The organism is Paenibacillus prosopidis (assembly GCF_003337375.1).
Lineage (GTDB): Bacteria > Bacillota > Bacilli > Paenibacillales > Paenibacillaceae > Pristimantibacillus > Pristimantibacillus prosopidis.
On sequence record NZ_QPJD01000022.1, the window covers coordinates 95,039 to 112,479 of the forward strand.

The 17,441-nt window shown below is 39.2% G+C and carries 16 protein-coding genes; 15 read left to right on the forward strand and 1 reads right to left on the reverse strand.

Features of this window, described 5'->3' with window-relative positions; translation table 11 throughout:
• Positions 1–402 precede the first annotated feature (402 nt).
• From DFP97_RS26865 to DFP97_RS26900, 7 genes are all read left to right on the forward strand, one after another.
• Complete coding sequence (locus DFP97_RS26865; protein ID WP_181873697.1) at positions 403–1,887, forward strand: DNA/RNA helicase domain-containing protein; 1,485 nt, start codon at positions 403–405, stop codon at positions 1,885–1,887.
• A 211-nt stretch (positions 1,888–2,098) separates the two neighbouring features.
• Positions 2,099–3,109 (forward strand): hypothetical protein, encoded by a 1,011-nt coding sequence (locus tag DFP97_RS26870; protein ID WP_147275099.1) that lies wholly within the window; start codon positions 2,099–2,101, stop codon positions 3,107–3,109.
• 380 nt (positions 3,110–3,489) lie between these two features.
• Positions 3,490–3,792: a helix-turn-helix domain-containing protein gene (locus DFP97_RS26875; RefSeq protein WP_114383761.1), complete on the forward strand. Its 303-nt coding sequence runs from the start codon at positions 3,490–3,492 to the stop codon at positions 3,790–3,792.
• Between the two features lie 4 nt (positions 3,793–3,796).
• Positions 3,797–4,963, forward strand: a complete 1,167-nt coding sequence (locus DFP97_RS26880) for a toprim domain-containing protein (protein ID WP_114383762.1) — start codon at positions 3,797–3,799, stop codon at positions 4,961–4,963.
• A 49-nt stretch (positions 4,964–5,012) separates the two neighbouring features.
• Entirely contained in the window at positions 5,013–5,195 is a 183-nt protein-coding gene (locus tag DFP97_RS26885; protein ID WP_114383763.1) for a hypothetical protein, read from the forward strand.
• A 32-nt stretch (positions 5,196–5,227) separates the two neighbouring features.
• Positions 5,228–6,154, forward strand: coding sequence for a Fic/DOC family protein (locus tag DFP97_RS26890; protein ID WP_245976618.1), 927 nt, complete (start codon positions 5,228–5,230; stop codon positions 6,152–6,154).
• 558 nt (positions 6,155–6,712) lie between these two features.
• Positions 6,713–6,973, forward strand: a complete 261-nt coding sequence (locus DFP97_RS26900; protein ID WP_114383766.1) for a hypothetical protein — start codon at positions 6,713–6,715, stop codon at positions 6,971–6,973.
• A gap of 95 nt (positions 6,974–7,068) precedes the next feature.
• On the opposite strand, the gene DFP97_RS26905 is transcribed toward DFP97_RS26900, so the two are convergent.
• On the reverse strand, positions 7,069–7,899 hold the full coding sequence (locus tag DFP97_RS26905) for a DUF5677 domain-containing protein (RefSeq protein WP_114383767.1): 831 nt from the start codon (positions 7,897–7,899) through the stop codon (positions 7,069–7,071).
• A gap of 419 nt (positions 7,900–8,318) precedes the next feature.
• On the opposite strand from DFP97_RS26905, the gene DFP97_RS26910 reads away from it, so the two are divergent.
• From DFP97_RS26910 to DFP97_RS26950, 8 genes are all read left to right on the forward strand, one after another.
• Positions 8,319–8,510 (forward strand): hypothetical protein, encoded by a 192-nt coding sequence (locus DFP97_RS26910; RefSeq protein WP_114383768.1) that lies wholly within the window; start codon positions 8,319–8,321, stop codon positions 8,508–8,510.
• A 172-nt stretch (positions 8,511–8,682) separates the two neighbouring features.
• Positions 8,683–9,843 (forward strand): coiled-coil domain-containing protein, encoded by a 1,161-nt coding sequence (locus tag DFP97_RS26915; RefSeq protein WP_114383769.1) that lies wholly within the window; start codon positions 8,683–8,685, stop codon positions 9,841–9,843.
• 13 nt (positions 9,844–9,856) lie between these two features.
• Positions 9,857–11,827: an McrB family protein gene (locus DFP97_RS26920; RefSeq protein WP_114383770.1), complete on the forward strand. Its 1,971-nt coding sequence runs from the start codon at positions 9,857–9,859 to the stop codon at positions 11,825–11,827.
• A complete protein-coding gene (locus tag DFP97_RS26925; protein WP_114383771.1) occupies positions 11,811–13,637 on the forward strand; it encodes a DUF2357 domain-containing protein in 1,827 nt (608 codons plus the stop codon). The genes DFP97_RS26920 and DFP97_RS26925 overlap by 17 nt, the downstream gene beginning before the upstream one ends.
• A gap of 313 nt (positions 13,638–13,950) precedes the next feature.
• Positions 13,951–14,502 carry a recombinase family protein gene (locus tag DFP97_RS26930; RefSeq protein ID WP_114383772.1) on the forward strand — a complete coding sequence of 184 codons (552 nt, stop codon included), beginning with the start codon at positions 13,951–13,953 and terminating at the stop codon, positions 14,500–14,502.
• Between the two features lie 122 nt (positions 14,503–14,624).
• On the forward strand, positions 14,625–14,834 hold the full coding sequence (locus DFP97_RS26935) for a hypothetical protein (protein WP_114383773.1): 210 nt from the start codon (positions 14,625–14,627) through the stop codon (positions 14,832–14,834).
• Between the two features lie 304 nt (positions 14,835–15,138).
• Positions 15,139–15,630, forward strand: a complete 492-nt coding sequence (locus DFP97_RS26940) for a DinB family protein (protein ID WP_181873698.1) — start codon at positions 15,139–15,141, stop codon at positions 15,628–15,630.
• A 743-nt stretch (positions 15,631–16,373) separates the two neighbouring features.
• A complete protein-coding gene (locus DFP97_RS26950) occupies positions 16,374–17,288 on the forward strand; it encodes a phosphotransferase (protein WP_114383776.1) in 915 nt (304 codons plus the stop codon).
• Positions 17,289–17,441: the final 153 nt, after the last annotated feature.

Here is a 17,441-nt window from a genome sequence, read left to right on the forward strand (position 1 = left end):
TCCCTCACAGTATTGCTTCTCCTGTTTTCCACAGTAATCTCCTGTTATTTCTGTACTGAGAAAATAAAGTATTAGACTGGAATAATTGATTTGACGCGATTTATGCTTTAAAATATCGTCAGCTTTGCAGAAAAAGGTTTTAGACTGGAGCAGAATTGCAACTGCACGAGGCGGTTGCCGTCGTTGGCGCGCCGATCGCGATGCAGGGCTTCGACTCGGACTGTACGAGCTGCAGCAGCCGCCCGCCAAACCGGCGCTTCCGGCCAGCACTGGATAAATTAGGTAATTTTTTTAATCCCTACGGTGATATTGTTTAAAGATTTGTGCGTAGGTATTTGGATTGTGCTGTAGAATATGGAAGTTAGATATATATAACAGAGGGGATCAAACGAGATGCGCTCGATGAACTTAAAATCTTATGGTGATGTATTTCATAATCTGGATCAAGCCCGATTCAATAAATACCTGGAGTATTTTGGTGTTAAGGTTAAACCTCAGGAGGGGCAGGATATTTTTGAGTTTGTCAAAAAAATTGTCGCTAATAATGGACTGCGTTCCGATCAGTTAGATGAATTTTTTATTGGCTATGAAATTCCGCAAATATCGAAAGAGTTTGATCTATTACGGTTTGGAAACAATTTTACGTTAGATATAGAATTAAAACACACCAGTACGCCTGAAAAAATAACCAAGCAGTTAATCCAAAACAAATACTACCTAAGAGCGCTAGGCAAACCAGTAAAAATCTATGCTTACATTGTTCAGACTGAAGAAGTATTTGAATTGGACGAGGACGACAATTTATTATTGAGTAACCTTTCAGCATTAAAGACTGACATCGAGATTCAAGATCATCTTTTCGTTCAGGATATTGACGCTCTGTTTAAGCCAAGCGTATATCTGGTTTCTCCATTAAACTCCACGGAGAAGTTTATGACCGGGAGCTATTTCCTAAATGATAACCAGTTGGCAACGAAAAGAGATATCCTTAAAATAGTTTCTTCAAACACTATTCCTTATGTGGCTATTGAAGGGAGACCAGGAACCGGAAAAACGCTGTTGACCTATGATATTGCAAAGGATTTAATTGCTCTAAACTGGAATGTCTGTTTATTCCATTGTGGTAATCTCGGACAAGGACACCATGATTTGCGTAAATCTTATTCTTGGAATGTACATTCAATCAAGAACATTGAGTTTGCCTTATCACGTACCCCCAAATACGATTTAATCATTATTGACGAGACACAACGGATTTATAGTGAACAATTAGAAAGAATCATCCAATACGTTAGCGAAAATAATGTGAAGTGTATTTTTTCATATGATCCGGATCAGGTATTTACTTCTAAAGAAGCGAGGCGGGATTCTGCAGGGAAAATAGAGAAATTGAATCATAAAAAATATCTACTCACCGAGAGAATTCGAACGAACAAGGAAATTGCAGCCTTTATTATTAATTTGTTTGATCGAAATAAAATTCATCCCACGATGAAATATAAAAACATTCATCTGCAATACTTTAATAATCCTGACTCCTTGAGATTCTTCTTAGAAAAGTTGAAAATGAATGATTACGAAGTAATTGACTATACTACGTCAAGTTACAATCTGTTATCGTATGATAAATATCAGGTAGGAGATAAAAACGCACATGCGGTTATTGGGCAAGAGTTTGATAAAGTCGCTGTTGTCATAAACCAGAATTTTCATTACGACCAAGACGGAAAACTCGTATCAAAAAGGGAGTCAGGGGCTCCTGACTATCGCTTGGATAAAATGCTTTACCAGAAGCTTACCAGGGCTCGGCAGGAGATCACGATCATAATTTACAAAAATGTGTCTTTGCTCGATGCTTGTCTTAAAATACTGGGGGAAAAACTTTAAACCGAAGCTGCCCGTCATACCGGCCGCGCCGAAACGACACTTCCGGAAGAACAAATCAAGAGTGCGAGTTGCTACTATAAGAGCACCGAAGTGCCAGTTTACAACTTTATTTTCTCTAATACTTTATTTTCTTTTGACAATTTCAATGATAATCAATTGAGGTGGTGTTATTACAGAGCCTAGTTCTAAATTCCATATGGTAGTAATCATCTTGGAGGGAATTACTTTCTTTTATCGAAACAATTTGTCGGATGGAATTTTGGATGTTAATGGAGCGGATGAAAAAGTGGATGCTGACCTAATTGAGATTGCGCGGTTCGATATTCGTGAAGCTATGAGAAAAGAGATTTTAAAAAATCAAAATGTTATTGATGGTCATCTCGTGAATAGAAGTACTCCTCGCTCTATAAAAGAGGTAGTATTCTACGCCATGGCTCGAAATAATGCAATTATTAACTTTCTAAAGTTATTAGACCCAGCTCCAGAAAATCTTCATGACAATGTTCCAAGTAATGAAGATTATTGGATTATGATGCGCAAGGTCGGTGCAAGTAAATATCCACTCCAGGTAAAACGCAGAGCCGAATGGGATCTTTACTATGATTACACTCATGACGATTACAAGAGACATCGCTTCTGGTGGGTGCTATTAATCATCTTTATTGGTTGGGGTCTTTATTCAAGCTATGATGAACCTAGTTCTTATTCAAGTTCTTCATCTGGACATAACAATACCTTCGGTTCTGAAGGCATCTCCAGGGGGAATTCGGGTTCCAAATCTGACTCTGATTCACCACAAGTCAAAGATAATTCAGGTCAATCTGGATTTGGAAACGGTGGTGTAAGCGGTTCTGATAGTGCAGATGGGGATGACGAAACGTTCTCAATAAATTCGAATGATCGACCGGTCCTCTCATATAGAGAATCACTAACTATAGGCGCCCACTATTTTCTTCCGAATAGCGGCGGCAATGGTTACTTCACGATCGCGCCTGGCGATCGGGTGGAAACATTCAGTGGCGAGCAGATAAATATTGATTTCGATGTCCCTATTGAATCGGATCCTTTAATAAAGCTCAACGACCTGGAGATTGATGGCTGGTCAACTGCAACCAATCCCAATATCACTTGGATCACTTTCACCGCAGTTGAAGGCGAGAATAAGGTAAGCATTAAGGTTGATGATTCGAATTACGAATATTTCTTTGATGCTGAAAAATAAAATAATACCCAATTTAATAAACAATGGCCTGCAGTTGGACCAACTGCGGGCCATTCTTTTCTTGCGTAGCTTTGGTTAAGCTGTAGCCTCTCCTACACATGGTTTTCTCTTTCAAGAACGACATCCGGCAGGCTCATGCTAATTCACTGGGCTTCGCAGTTGCGTTCAAACAAGCAAGGATCCAAACCCACCTCAGATAACAAGAGCCGCCAGTCTTCTCGAAAAGAGAAGATCAGCGGCTTTTTCTTATTGGCTGCTCGTGATCATATTGGCCAGCTTCTGTATATTTTTGTATGGAAAAGTTGCATAATTATTCAATTTTTGATATAATTGTATTGAAGTGAAATGCAATTTTTTTTAGATTGTTATGGAGGGGTTTTATGAGCTTTGGAGAGTATATACGATCCTTGCGGACCGGTAAGGGCTTTAGTCAAGTTGAAGTGGCTGAAATGGCGAACGTGACAACTCCTTATTTGAGCAAGATCGAAAAAGATAGGGTTCCACCGCCATCGGAAGATGTATTGATCCGCCTAGCACTGGCATTATCCGAGGATACGCATAGAATGATCGTTCGAGCCGGTAAAATCCCATCGGACTTCCAGGATGTTATTTTACAGGACGAAGAAGCGTTCAAATATTTGAAAAAGAAATGCAGGGCAAAGATAACTGCAAACGGAGGATAAAACAATGGCAGTTCATTTCACAGAGAAGTATATCGACATTGTGCTTTCCAGTATCGACATGATGGAAGTTATGAAAAATCACGGATACCAGACGAAGGCTGGCGTAGGAGATAACAATTACTACGTAGCGGATTTTTGTTGCGGGAAGAATGATTTTGATAATGGACGAATCAAGAAAAAGACGCAAACTTGGAAATGTCTCTCCTGTGGGGTAGGCGGGAATGCGATCCATTTTCTTACGAAAGTCGTCGGAAAAACTTTCTATGATGCGATGGTGGAGCTGTCCGATATGGCTGGAATGAATCTGCCTGTTGAGGATCCGAAAGCACTTACTGAGCAGAAACGTAAAAGTTTAGCCCTTAAATTAGCAGCAGATTTTTACCACTCTCAAAATAATTATGAGTACTTGGTATCACGTGGGATTTCATTAGATGTTTTAAAAAAAGCGAGAGCCGGTTATGCGCCAGGAGGACGGGCGCTGAGAAATCATCTTGAACAACAAGGGTTCACGAAAGAAGAATTGAATACATTCAAGCTAATTAATCACAAAGGGCTAGATACCTTTTTCTATCGCGCTATTATTCCGGTGTACCGTAATGGAAAAGTCATTGATCTGTATGGGCGTGCCGTGAATGACGAAAAGACTAGCGTTAAGCACTTGTACTTGTATGGCGATGACATCCTAGGAGGATACGATCAGTTAAAAGAAAACATTGTACTAATATTTGAGTCAGCAATCGACCGGCTTGTGGCGGAAAGTGCAGGGTTAACGAACGGCGTAGATACTGGCGGCGCAAAGAAGTTTATTTTGGATCATGCACGTTTACTACGTAAAAAAGGTGTTGTAAATACATTCACCATCTATGACGGCGATAAGGCCGGTCGTGAGGGATCATTGACTGTAGGGGAACTGCTTCTAATTGAAGGTATCAAGAATTGGGTTGCGGAGCTTCCGGAGGGGAAGGATCCGGCCAACATGATTCAAAAGGAAGGTAAAGATGCATTCCAGGCTGCCATTCACGGTTCTAAAAACTTTAAAATGTTCAAGATGTACCATGAGCTTGACAAGTATTCGCTTGACGATCTTGAGACGTATTTGGCCCACAGAAAGAAACAGCCTGCTGCAGCTGCAGTTTCTCAGGCTATGGAGGGTCTTGCCGTAACCGGATAACAAAGTACGGACAATTAATAAAACTTTACCCAAAAGGGGCTGCTACCAAATGTCTAAAATGTCTAGAGAACAATTCGATAAAGCATTTAAACGTATGAACGGATCCTGGGCTTATGAAAATGCCGATCTTCAACCTGAAGAAAAGGAATTGCTTTACAAACGCTTGAACGGTGAGATCACTGATGAGGAATATAACCGGGCCTTTATCGAACGGAAGGGGAAGGAGAAATGAAAAGTGAGTACACGTATCCAGGCACAAATGTTTTGATTAATTTGGCCGACATTCGAGATCCCGAGGTACTCCATGATTTTGAACGCGGCCGGACGGCACTCCGACACATTGAACTAGACATCATCCCCATTAAAGGTACGTTCGATCTGGATCATTTGAAGGCCTTACATAAACATTTATTCCAAGACGTTTATCCGTGGGCAGGAGAGCTTCGGACAGTAAATATCGGAAAAAATGGTTTCAAATTTTGTGATTATCAGCAGTTTGGCCGTCATGCCGATTATGTTTTTGATCAGCTTAAACAAGACAATTTTCTTAAAGATCTCAGTCCAGATGCGTTCGCCAAGAAGGCGGCTTATTACTATCAAGAAATCAATTTTGGTCATTACTTTCGTGAAGGTAACGGCCGCAGCATTCGCACCTTCTTTGAACAACTATCAAGGGGGGCCGGGTATGAGTTAGATTGGTCTATCGTACCAAAGAATGAGTATATGTTGGCCGTCAAAGAATCGGATGACCCAAATAAATTAGATGGCCTCATTTCCGTTTTTAAACGTATGATATCACGGCAGGACGCAAATCATTCGATTCAATTCGAGGCTAATACGGCTTCTACGGAGCCTAAAAAGATCGATTCTGTTCAAAATGATAAATGGATTGAGTCAAAGGGAAAGATCACCTTAAAAGACATTCTGAAAAAGACTGATGGCCTTCCAGCAATGGATAATACACTGGACGTTGACGCAAAGATCCTTAATGCGCCGGTAGAGAAATATCAAATTGTTACTGAAAACGGAGTGGAAACGGTAAAGGTTCTGCTGAAAGGTCAAGATGCCATTCATAACATCCGATTAGAGAATGTTCCGCATTTACCTAAACAGTTAAAAAATGAAATGCTGGATCAAGCAGCTGCAGTTAATGAACCTGTCATTCAAAGGGACAACTATATGGATTTGTAAGTCTCTCACGTTGGTCGCCGGCGCGTTGATTGGGCTGGAAGAACAAGCTAAATCGTAATCTACAACTTCGTTTTGAGGGAGGAGAATTTCGAATGTTAGTAGTTTTTGATTACGACAAGCATTATCAGAAATTAATTGATCGGTTTAATTTCGGGAGAATTAGACCTGAAAAAATGGATCGATTGATCAATACTTTGGACGATTGGCACTGGAACCAGAAAAGTGAATAGGGAGCGTTTGGTCAAACGGCATGACTAAAAAAGAATTGCCCCAATTTAAATCAGGAAAAGAAGCAGTAGCCTATTATGAACGGTTCGGGAAGCTAGAATATTTCGGAAGAGCCGGAGCGAAGTATGAATATTGCGTTTATAACTATCATGTTAAAGATGGTAGGCTGCTAAGAATTAATATTTATGATGATGGAAAAGTTGAACTGCGAAAATAAGCAGACAGGAGTGCTTGGGCATGAATGTAGTCGAACAACTAGCTTTAGGAATGATAATTGCAGCTATTGTCATAACGCTCCTGAATTTTGATTTTAAGAAGAAGGAGTAGAACATGGAGGAATTCTTATTTAAAGGGATGTTTGTTTCAATGGTCGTTCTACTTATTCCTGTTTTAATTGGAACATTATATAATTTAGGATGTTCTAAAATATACAAGGATGCCTTTGAAGAAGCAATCTCTCAAGGCCAAAGTCATACAGCAATACGAATACATATTGCCTTAAGAAAACTCCTTAAAGCAGAACATCAGCTCTTCAATAAGAACAACAGCCGGCGAGGGGCTGTTGCAATTAATGGCTCAATTGAAAAGTAAGACTGTATGTAAGACAAGACCTTGTAATACGTTATAAAACCAGAAAGAGACAGCCACTTTAGACTGTCTCTTCGAATAGTTATAATAGCCAGCAATCAGGTTTTCGTTAGTTTTATATGTTCATCTAGGAACAGTGCGAATTCAGTGCGTCTTTGTGGGTTTGGATCGTAGTTAGTAATCATGCAAGAGATTGTTCCCAAAAGAAAGGCTCTACCTAAGCCTAGTGGTGTTTCCTCAAGGACTCTGTCTTCATCTCGTAAAGGTAAAATAAGGATATTGTTCCTTGGTTGTTCTAACGCTACATTTTTTAATGCAGTTGTTCCGTGCGCTGTTGCTGAAAGACCGCTATAAATTGTTTTATATTCACTTTCTAAATTCACGTATTGCGCTAATTTAAAAATAGATGTTGGCCCATTAAATAACGAATACCATTTAGGTGATCCTCTCCTTAAAGTAGCTTTTATGCGATTCCATTCAGTTGAAATATGTGCCAGGTCAGGTGAATTTAGTTCATTCTCACAGTGCGTTCGAATAGCAATTAATTCAGCCTCTTGAATTTCAGGTTCCAATGACTTCTCGGCTATAGCATAATCACACGTATCAATCTCTTGATTAATTGATCCTGCCTTATAGCTTAAAGCTCGATCAGCTGTAAGTGCTGGATCTTTAAAAATATATTCGATTGCTAAATTAGTTTCAAAAGCGTTACGAAGTGATGTTCTAGCTAAATCAAGGTTGTTATAATCCACGCCAATAAAAATTCCATCTACTTGATCGAGCAGCTGCCTAAACAGTGCGAATATGACAACATCTTTTGTTGTATATCCGCCTATTTCGGCTAACTCTTCTAGTAATTTGTCTGCGTATATAATGGTACGGCTAAGTGAATGAAGTAAAGGATATTCTTCCTCAGTATGATCGGTCATATAATCTATCTCCTTTGGTGAATTAATGTAATTAAACCTAATATTAGCATGAATAGATCAGTGTGGACTATGATTTAAAAGAGGACGCCTTTGTGGACGTTCTTTTTCATTAAGTCACAAAGCATTAATTGCAAGTTTACCATTAGTAACAGAATATACATTCTGTTACTAATGTCTTGTTTGGTCCATGTACATATCCCATTCTACCTGTGGACTGTGGCAGTAAGGATTAGTGCAGCGGTTTGCGAATTACGAGAGCGGCATGATTCTAATGTGGGTCGCGAAGAAGTTCATCCTCACTCAATTGTTGGGCGATTTGATAGAGGTAAGTTTGATGAAGAAAAAAAGCCGCTTAGTGAACCTTGAAGGAGAATGATCGATCTCGTCGAATTGCTCTTTAAAACAAGGGAGGGCTTTCAATGCGGATCGATGACTATTTAGGGCTTGTGGTGGTGGTGGAGCTCGACACAACAGCAATTCATGAGGGTGTTCTGGAAGATGCAGAGGGTACGCACGTAAAAGTTATAAACGGTGCTGAGACTTGGGTGATACCGCGAAATGAGATTGCGAAGATCACGCCGGTCAGAACTATAGGATTTAAACTAAAGTGAGTCGTCCTAATGGGCGGCTTTTTTATTGCCCAATAACATTTATTTTCTGTGAGCAACTTTAAATAGGACTTATGATGCACTTCTATTTTTACTATTTTATTTCTAATTTGTCGAAGTTGTCCTATAATTACAAAGCAGAATCATATACAGGGAAATGAAGGTGATACCACTAATGGAAAGAGAAGTGTGGAAAAGGATATTCAGCGAGCTTTCAGACAAAAAATTAGTAGAGCTGATTTGCGTTATCAATGAAACCTTAGGTACTAAATCACGAATTGGAATAAAAGGGGTTAGCGATTTAAACAAAATTAAGGCAGAGCAAATACACTTGTTTCGAAGTCGAATTGAAGCAGAAATTAGCAAATCACAGAACGTTAATAAAGCAAAAGTTTTTTTGCGAAAACTCTCTGAAAAACATTTTGATAACTTTGAATATGTCGTGGCTTTAAGCGAAAAAGATACGGATACTCTTTGGGAAGAATTATTAGACTCCAACACAGTAAAAATGAACGATATGATTATGTATTTGATGATTCAAACTGATCCAATACAGATTAATAAAGGGATGCAACTTTACGGACGTGTTATAGAGGAAGAAAAAAACTCACTGACAGGAATAGAATTGGATAAATCAGATTCACCGCAGAGCGAACAAGAGGGTATGATGCTCAGCGAAGAAGAGTGGAAAAACATGCTAGAAGAGAATGAAGGCCTAAAAGAAAAAAATGATAAGCTAGAGATTGAGAACAAAAAGTTGCAAGAACAGAATAAAGATGTAATAAAAACAAATAAAGAGTTAAAAAAGAGTTTCGACCATACCGTGAGTCTCAAAAATGAAGTACATAAAGAACTTCAAAAGCTCGAGCGAGACATTCAGGTGCGAAAAACTGAGATTGCTTCTAGGGACCACAAAATTAAAGATCTTCAAAATGAACTCAAGAAATCGCAAGAAGCTGCGATTAAGTTTGAAATAGAAAAGGCCCAATCAATTCGAAAGATAAATGAATTAATAGAAGAAAAAAATACAATAGAGAATGAAATAGAAAAACTGAAAGCAGAATACTCGAAGAATAGGCGATCGGTAACGATCATCGATCGAAATATGCCTGATGGTTTGGAAAACATTGATTCTATTGTGATTAACTTAATTACTCCAAATCTTTTGGAACAGACGATCCAAACAGGAATCTTGGAACAATCGGATGAAATATGGTTTATCAAGTTCCGTTTATCCACAATGAAACAAAACCTGTTAAATGAAAGATATGGAACAAAGGTTATAGGGTTTAGTACTTATAATGAATTAAAAGAACATAGCAATATACGATATTAAGGGAGGAATTTAATTGTTACAGCGAAGAAAATGGGATGTTGATTTCTTGGGTGTATTATCAACAAACGAAGAAACCTATGAACTTACTGGAAGATTTAAAACAGTTTTTGTGAACTCGCAAAATTATCTCCAATTTTTTATTAAGGTTATTAACGAAACGCCGGAAAGTTTCCCTCGAAATCAAACCCTTTTTACTTGTTATTCTACAGAACTTGAGAAATATGGGTTCCAAGAAAATTATCAAGAAAATGAATTTAACCGTGTAAATGAATTATATGAATTCCTCTTGGATAGCCTTGTGTTGTTTAAGCCGAGCAGAAAGGTTCTTTCTAATCATGAGGAAGTATATAAGGCAGCTGAAATTCGTCTTATTCCAAAATTGGAAAGTTATAAGGTAAGCCAGCAATTCATAGCGATTCCCATCTTTAGTAAATCAGTAAATCAGATGACTCAAGAAGAATTTGTTGACTCCCTTATTCAAGGGAAGTACGTAGGTACCGCCGAAGGTATTTCAATTGAAGCAGACGATACACCGTCAATTGTGCTATGGAAAGAGGAAAATACATACACTGCTTACGGAATGTTCGATAAACATGAGTACGCACACGGAGGGTTTTCGTTTGTTTCGAATGCTGGAGTAAGAACGATTCCATTTACGCTTTGGGAGAATAAAGTCTATCGTGAAGGTAATGACGACGACGCATTGTTATTCGTAGACCAAGATACATACATTGAAATTGAAAGGGAGCTAAAGATAACTCCCCCTATTATAGAAGATCTTAGACATACGATCCAACCTGAACATGCGAAATCTATACGTTCAGATGAAGAAGTAGACTTTGAGAAGGAAGTTAAGGACGATATCTATCTGATTGCTGAGGAGGATATGCAGGACAAGGAAGAAGAATTCTTAGAACATTTCATTAATATCACTCATGAGATGGGCCTGCAATATTACGAGAAGGATTTGTATAATTTTCACACAGCAATGAAATCGAACGCGCTTACGATTCTTGCAGGTATGAGTGGAACAGGGAAATCTAAAGTAGTACAAGCATATGGTAGAGCACTCGGACTTGATGCAAGTCAGCTCATTTTCATTCCAGTACGACCTTCATGGTCAGACGACACAGATTTGCTCGGATATGTAGACACAAAGAACATGCTTTATCGTCCTAGTGATACTTCTCTTGTAGACGCATTATTCCATGCACAACAAGAGCGTAACAAGTTGTTCGTGATCTGTTTCGATGAAATGAACCTTTCTCGAGTCGAACACTACTTTTCACAGTTTCTTTCGGTATTGGAGATGGAACCCAATCGTCGAATGCTTAGACTATATAGCGATCGAATTGCTCAACAAATTTATAACTCAGCGCAATACGGCCCAGAAATAAATATAGGTCCGAATGTGGTGTTTGTTGGTACTGTTAACTTGGATGAATCAACATATCATTTCTCGGATAAGGTACTTGATCGCGCTAATGTTATTACGCTGGATGTTAAATCGTACGCAATGCTTAAAAATCGCAACTTACGAGATGTAAAAGAGAAGACACGCAAGCCATACACATTTGAACAGTATAACAAATTTAAAAAACAAGAAAGCATAGTATCTCTAACCGATGACGAGTTGAGTTTTTTATGGGAGCTCCATACTGACATGCAGAATGAGAACAAAAATCTCGGTATCGGACCACGTGTAGTTAAGCAAATTGACAATTATCTTAAAAATCTTCCTACTAATACGTTTCTTAGCAGAGAAGATGCATTCGATATTCAGGTCGTACAACGTATCTTAACTAAGTTGAGAGGACCGGAAGGATTACTAAAGAGTCTCATAGGAAAAATCACTGAGGAACGTGTTGAAGGGTCATTGTACCAACTTATAGAAAAACACAAAAACGTATCGAAATTCACGAAAACGAGGAGCGCTATACACCAAAAAGCGAAAGAGTTGAAGGTCAATGGCTTTACAGTATAGTTCTACGCCAAAGAGTGAGAGTGTAAGTTTGGAATCAGTGGGAATCTCTTTTCTTTACAACAACATTCATCATAATAAAGTTGAAATCTTCTATACGAAAGAAGAAGTGCTAGGTGAGGCAATGTCTTTCGAATTAACGGAGAATAAATTGGTTAGCATTCTATTTCGAGCGAACGACAAAAATGCTCGTTTATATATGTACGGGTTAGAATCGCTAACAGATGAGAAGTTAGAACTTGATGAAAATGGCGATGTATATCTGAAGCCGTCGGCCACACCGATAGCACTATATGCTAAGGACTATTATCCATTAATTCCGGGTACATATTTGGCTAGGATTATAACGGAAGGGACTACTTATTATCTCCCGTTCAAAGTGCGTACAAAACAGGTTACTGAGGATCAATTAGAGATCATGAAAAAGGATTTGGAAGATACAGTGAGGGGGCTTGCTATTGATTTTGTGAAAAAAGTTTATTCCGCAGCAGACAACCAGAATAAAGCACTCCCACCTCAACTTTTAAGACAGTTTATGATGATAAAAAAGCATTATCCATCGGTTATGGCAGCTTTAACTGATATTTATAAAAAAGCAAATTATCGGATTAGAAAGGAATATCGATGGACGAGGGAATACCGTGCAAGACAGATTGACCATGTGACAGTACGTACTCTCCAGACCAAATCATTCCACGAGGGGCAACTTCGAACCCCAGTCAACGCGATTGATTACGACTTGCCTGAAAATCGTTGGGTGAAATTTATCATTCGAAATGTGCTTGCTTTATTGGATAAGTTCGAGGATTCATTAAATTCGTATAAGGAGCAGGTGATTTGTGAACTAGAGGAACTACAGAAGTTTCAATTTCAAGAGAGTACACGCAGAGAAATTGTAGAGAAAGAGCGGGTTTCTCTCCTTTTAGAAGACTATCGGGAATTCGTACATCGGATGAAGAGCGGTTTTCAAATGGTTGTTCATGCACCTTGGTATCAGGAGATTACGAATAAGACGTTCACGCATATCCCACACAACCTCCAGTCGGATTCTCGTTATAGAGCTTTATTTCAGCTCCACCGCGATCTTAAAGAAGAAGAACTAGAGGTATTCATTGATCCTGCAGTTACTTATCAGTGGAAACGAACCGATAAACTTTACGAAATGTGGGGATATATTCAAATTCTAAAGCTGTTGTTCAAGTTAGGTTTTAAGCCAAAATCGGGTTGGTTATATGACAGTTTGGTTGAGGACAAATCGTTGCTAATTCCGTATCTTCCAAGCGGTGAGAAGATTGTGATGTTAAAAGACGATCTTCGTATCCATTACTTTTATGATGCGGTATTGCCGATCACTGCTAGTGGAACGGCTTTGGAGCGAGCGCCACTCTATATGGGGAAAAATAATCGTCCTGACGGCAGGATAGACTATTTTAAGCAAGACATTTATGTTGGGAGCTTAGTAATAGATTTTAAATATCGTCCGATGAGTAACTTCTGGCAGAATTCTTATTATAGCTTAATGAGCAGACCTAAAGAGATGGAGCAGCTAATAGCTTACAAGCGCGATAGTAACTCCAAGTACTTATATGGAGAAGAAAAAGGAAAACGGTTTCGTGAAATGTACAGCCCGCGTCCAGTTCGTGAGGTTTGGGCACTATATGCAGAGGCCAAGGACAGTTTACAAAAGCATTTGTTCTTCAACGATGATTCAATCCATATATTCCCAATGAACCCTGGTCAAGATTTCACGGAGATGTTAGATCAATTACAAACGATAGTTAATTTTATGGATGGAATGCTGGACCATATGTGAAAATTCCCCTGCAAAAGGGGAAACCGAATTTTTAATTATAGAAAGGAACGTGCCTGATCTGTTACGTTCCTTTTTTGCGTCGAACATAAATTTATTGCGAAGAATAAAAAACCAGCACTAAAATATGTTGTACTGAATCTTGGAAGATAAGAGTGGCTGTCTGTTGTCTAAAAAACGATCGTTTTTTAGACTTTTTAAACAATAGCCTAAAATGCCCCAAACTGACCATTGTTTTAGTCTATTAAATCGTCTATTATTCAAGGTGTATTTAATATGCTAATCTAAGGTTTAATAGACAAAAGGGGATTGGGAAATGGCTAAAATTGGATATGCACGTGTTTCGACTTCCGATCAGTCCATGGATTTACAAATCGATTCTTTGAAGTCCTCCGGATGTGATCGTATATTCGAGGAAAAGGTCTCCGGAAAGAAAAGTGATCGACCAGAGTTAGCTCGCTGCTTGGAGTACTTGCGTTCGGGGGATACATTAGTCATCTGGAAATTGGATCGACTTGGTCGGACGACAAAGCAGTTAATCGAGCTTTCGCATGATCTTAAAGAAAGAGGAATCAGTCTGCAGATCATCACTCTGGGAGTAGACACTAGCACACCGGCGGGCAAGCTTTTTTTCGCTATTATGGCTGGTTTAGCTGAAATGGAGGCAGAGACAATTCGAGAAAGAACCCAGGCCGGCTTACAAGCAGCTCGGGCTCGAGGTAGAAAAGGAGGAAGACCGCCATTGGATAAGAGCAAAGTTGAAATGGCGTTGCTTCTGTATGACAGTCGGAAATATACCATAAAAGAAATAACCGAACAGACCGGAGTGTCTAAAGCAAAACTATATCAAGTTCTCAATGCCAGGTAATGAATAGTTTACAAACCAAAGAAAAAGTATTAGACACTACGGCCGGTATTGCCTAACGCTATTCTGCCTGTTGAAAGTAATTAAAATATCGTGATTATGTTACTCCAGGAGGAGAATACATCGTGATTTTAGATGTACTAGGCGTGGTTTTGTTGATTGTGGCTTTCATATTTTTGTTGTATGCGGTCCAAATACATGGTTGGTTAAATCCGAGGCATCCGGAAATGAATGAAGAACAAAAACGCTTGAATCGGAAATTTTACTTACAGGCTTATGGAATTTCAACTTTCCTTTTTTTAATCGGATTCCTTTGCCTGCGGCCATGGGAGTAAGGAACTAAATCCGTACAGATACGCGGCCGGCAGCAAAGCTGCAACTGCGTGGCCATCCTGGAGGCTGCGTTAAGCTAACGGGCAGAATAGTTTAAGATCAAGCGCGGTGAACCGTATCACAAGTAACGGCAAGTTTTTTTGGTGGAAGACGTGCATGTTTTCTTGGTGGTAATGTATTCCGGGCAAGGACACTAACATTTTGGTCATATCATTTCTATTGACAGTAGGTGTCAGTAATTATTTGATATACTTCTTAACGAAGGTGTTTGATTTCGCTAATGAAATGCAAAGAGAGGCGGAAAAGATGAGTATGAAATTAAGCAGACAGGAAATTTTATTGCACAGTATGGAGTTCGCGTTTCAGAGGGATGGTTGGAATCCACCTCTAATGAAAGCGTTGGAAGGGCTTAACGAAAGACAAGCAAATTGGCGTCCTGAGACGGGAGTATCGAACACAATTCTCGAAATCGTAACCCATCTGATTTTTTATAAAGAGCAGCTGCTGCAAAGATTATTAGGTTTTGAACCGTCTGAACCGTCTTCGAACGATGTTACCTTTACTGCAAGTGGTGAACAAACTTGGGAACAGGTGGTTGCGAAACTGATCAAGGTTCATCAAGATATTCAAAGTTGTCTGAATGATCTTCAGGATGAAGATCTGGATCGTCCATTCCCGCATTTTCCAATCGGAGGCCAATTGCTAACGCTCGCCATGCACGATACCTATCATACCGGTCAGATCATTCTCTTCCGCAAGCTTCAAGGGTCTTGGCCTTCAAACAGGGATTATAGTTAGGTTGAAGACACTAATAATATTGTTTAAGACCCTCGAAGAGGGTCTTTTTTGTTCAGCTCTTGCATTTGGGTTATACGATTCTAACATGCGAAGTCAAGGCGCTAGAGGGAAACGGATGAAAAACTTGCCGTTACAGACAGTGCGGTGAACCGTACCATAAGTAACGGCAAGTTTCCAAGCTAAGCCTTCCTTTCGGATGGGATGAATCGCTTTAGGGTCATGGCGATGAGAGGGGAGCCTAAAATCGTTGGAAGAAACCATAGGAACAAGGACGGAATGCCGGTTAGAGTAGAGAAGGCTTCCCCGTTCACGACCAGTACAGCAGTAATGACAATTATTTTATGTAGCGGATTTAAGCGAACCGACGCCCATGCTTTTTATGAGCGTAATGGCTATGGTAAAGATTCATACTGCTTTGATAAGTATATCACTTTGATAAGTATATCAACCTCGACTAATAAGCATTAATAAACCAAACAATAATAAAAAGTTTTCATATTGACCCCCTTGTAGGAGGTCTTCTTTAATGTGTGATGAGTTAAAAATCTCGAGGGAATTAAGCTAACGGGTACGATAGTGGAGGAGCATGCCAGTCGGCATGCTCCTATTTTCTTCATTAAAGTAACTGGCAGTTTAGTTAGATTGTTCTCAAACAGAATATTAAATCCATGGTATGATGTGGGAAATGGGTCAAGGTTAGGTACGCAGATTTTCTATTTTTGCGAAGGAGGCGATAAAGGGATATGGGAAGTTCGAATCAATGGGATGCAGAATGGGAAGTATCAGAAGAATTGGCTCATAAATTAATAAGCAGTCAGTTTCCGCAGTTAGCTTCAAAAAGCGTAAAAAAATTAGGACATGGTTGGGATAACACTGTTTTTCTTGTCGGGGCCGAATATGTATTTCGCTTTCCCAGAAGAGAAGTTGCAATTAATCGTTTAAGAATCGAAGGAAAGATACTACCTATGTTAAAAGATTATGTTTCCATTACATATTCGGTACCGCTATTTTTTGGGGAAGGGGATTATGATTATCCTGCACCTTTCCTTGGCTACCCCTATCTATCCGGAGAGTTCCCAATCGGATTAACTGACCAACAACGTGCGTTATCGGCAACAACGCTCGCGCAATTTTTAAAAAGCTTACATGCATTCCCTATACAAATTGCCCAAGAAAATGGAGTTCAACATGATCATAGAAATATGACAGATATTGCGCTGCGTAAGGAAAAAATGCATAAATTCATTACCGACCTTGCCCTTCATTTTAGTGAAGAAGAGTATCATGTAATATCGAATTATTTGGAGCAGCTCGAAACTGAAAAAGTGAAACAAAAGCACGTATTCCTTCATGGTGACCTTCATTTTAAAAATATGCTCGTAGATATGAATGGAAGAGTTTCAGGGATTATCGACTGGGGAGATATCAATATAGGGCATCCTGCTTGTGACTTGAATCTTGTGTATAGCTTTTTACCTCCGGATGCGCGTTCCAATTTTTTTAAAGAATATGGGGATGTAGATGAAGAAACGAAGCTATTAGCTCGATTGATTGCCATACTTATTCCTATTTTGATAATGATGCAGGCAATTGATGATAGAGATGAAAAGTTGGTTGATGAAGCAAAAGCGAACATAAAACGTGCTCTCGCTGATTAAGAAATGTCATTACGCTAACGGATACGATAGCATTCAATAAACAGCGGCAGTCTAGGACATTATTTTCACGTCCCAGGCTACCGCTGTTTCTATTATTAGGGTCAGTCTAATACTTATTTTACGAGGGTTTTATTGGGGACAGCCATAAGGGGG

What these genes read in the sequence shown, in the direction of transcription:
- DFP97_RS26865 (WP_181873697.1), top strand. Translation starts at nt 403, where the DNA reads ATGAACTTAAAATCTTATGGTGATGTATTTCATAATCTGGATCAAGCC.
- DFP97_RS26875 (WP_114383761.1), top strand. Translation starts at nt 3,490, where the DNA reads ATGAGCTTTGGAGAGTATATACGATCCTTGCGGACCGGTAAGGGCTTT.
- DFP97_RS26880 (WP_114383762.1), top strand. Translation starts at nt 3,797, where the DNA reads ATGGCAGTTCATTTCACAGAGAAGTATATCGACATTGTGCTTTCCAGT.
- DFP97_RS26885 (WP_114383763.1), top strand. Translation starts at nt 5,013, where the DNA reads ATGTCTAAAATGTCTAGAGAACAATTCGATAAAGCATTTAAACGTATG.
- DFP97_RS26900 (WP_114383766.1), top strand. Translation starts at nt 6,713, where the DNA reads ATGGAGGAATTCTTATTTAAAGGGATGTTTGTTTCAATGGTCGTTCTA.
- DFP97_RS26905 (WP_114383767.1), bottom strand. Translation starts at nt 7,899, where the DNA reads ATGACCGATCATACTGAGGAAGAATATCCTTTACTTCATTCACTTAGC.
- DFP97_RS26910 (WP_114383768.1), top strand. Translation starts at nt 8,319, where the DNA reads ATGCGGATCGATGACTATTTAGGGCTTGTGGTGGTGGTGGAGCTCGAC.
- DFP97_RS26915 (WP_114383769.1), top strand. Translation starts at nt 8,683, where the DNA reads ATGGAAAGAGAAGTGTGGAAAAGGATATTCAGCGAGCTTTCAGACAAA.
- DFP97_RS26925 (WP_114383771.1), top strand. Translation starts at nt 11,811, where the DNA reads ATGGCTTTACAGTATAGTTCTACGCCAAAGAGTGAGAGTGTAAGTTTG.
- DFP97_RS26930 (WP_114383772.1), top strand. Translation starts at nt 13,951, where the DNA reads ATGGCTAAAATTGGATATGCACGTGTTTCGACTTCCGATCAGTCCATG.
- DFP97_RS26940 (WP_181873698.1), top strand. Translation starts at nt 15,139, where the DNA reads ATGAGTATGAAATTAAGCAGACAGGAAATTTTATTGCACAGTATGGAG.
- DFP97_RS26950 (WP_114383776.1), top strand. Translation starts at nt 16,374, where the DNA reads ATGGGAAGTTCGAATCAATGGGATGCAGAATGGGAAGTATCAGAAGAA.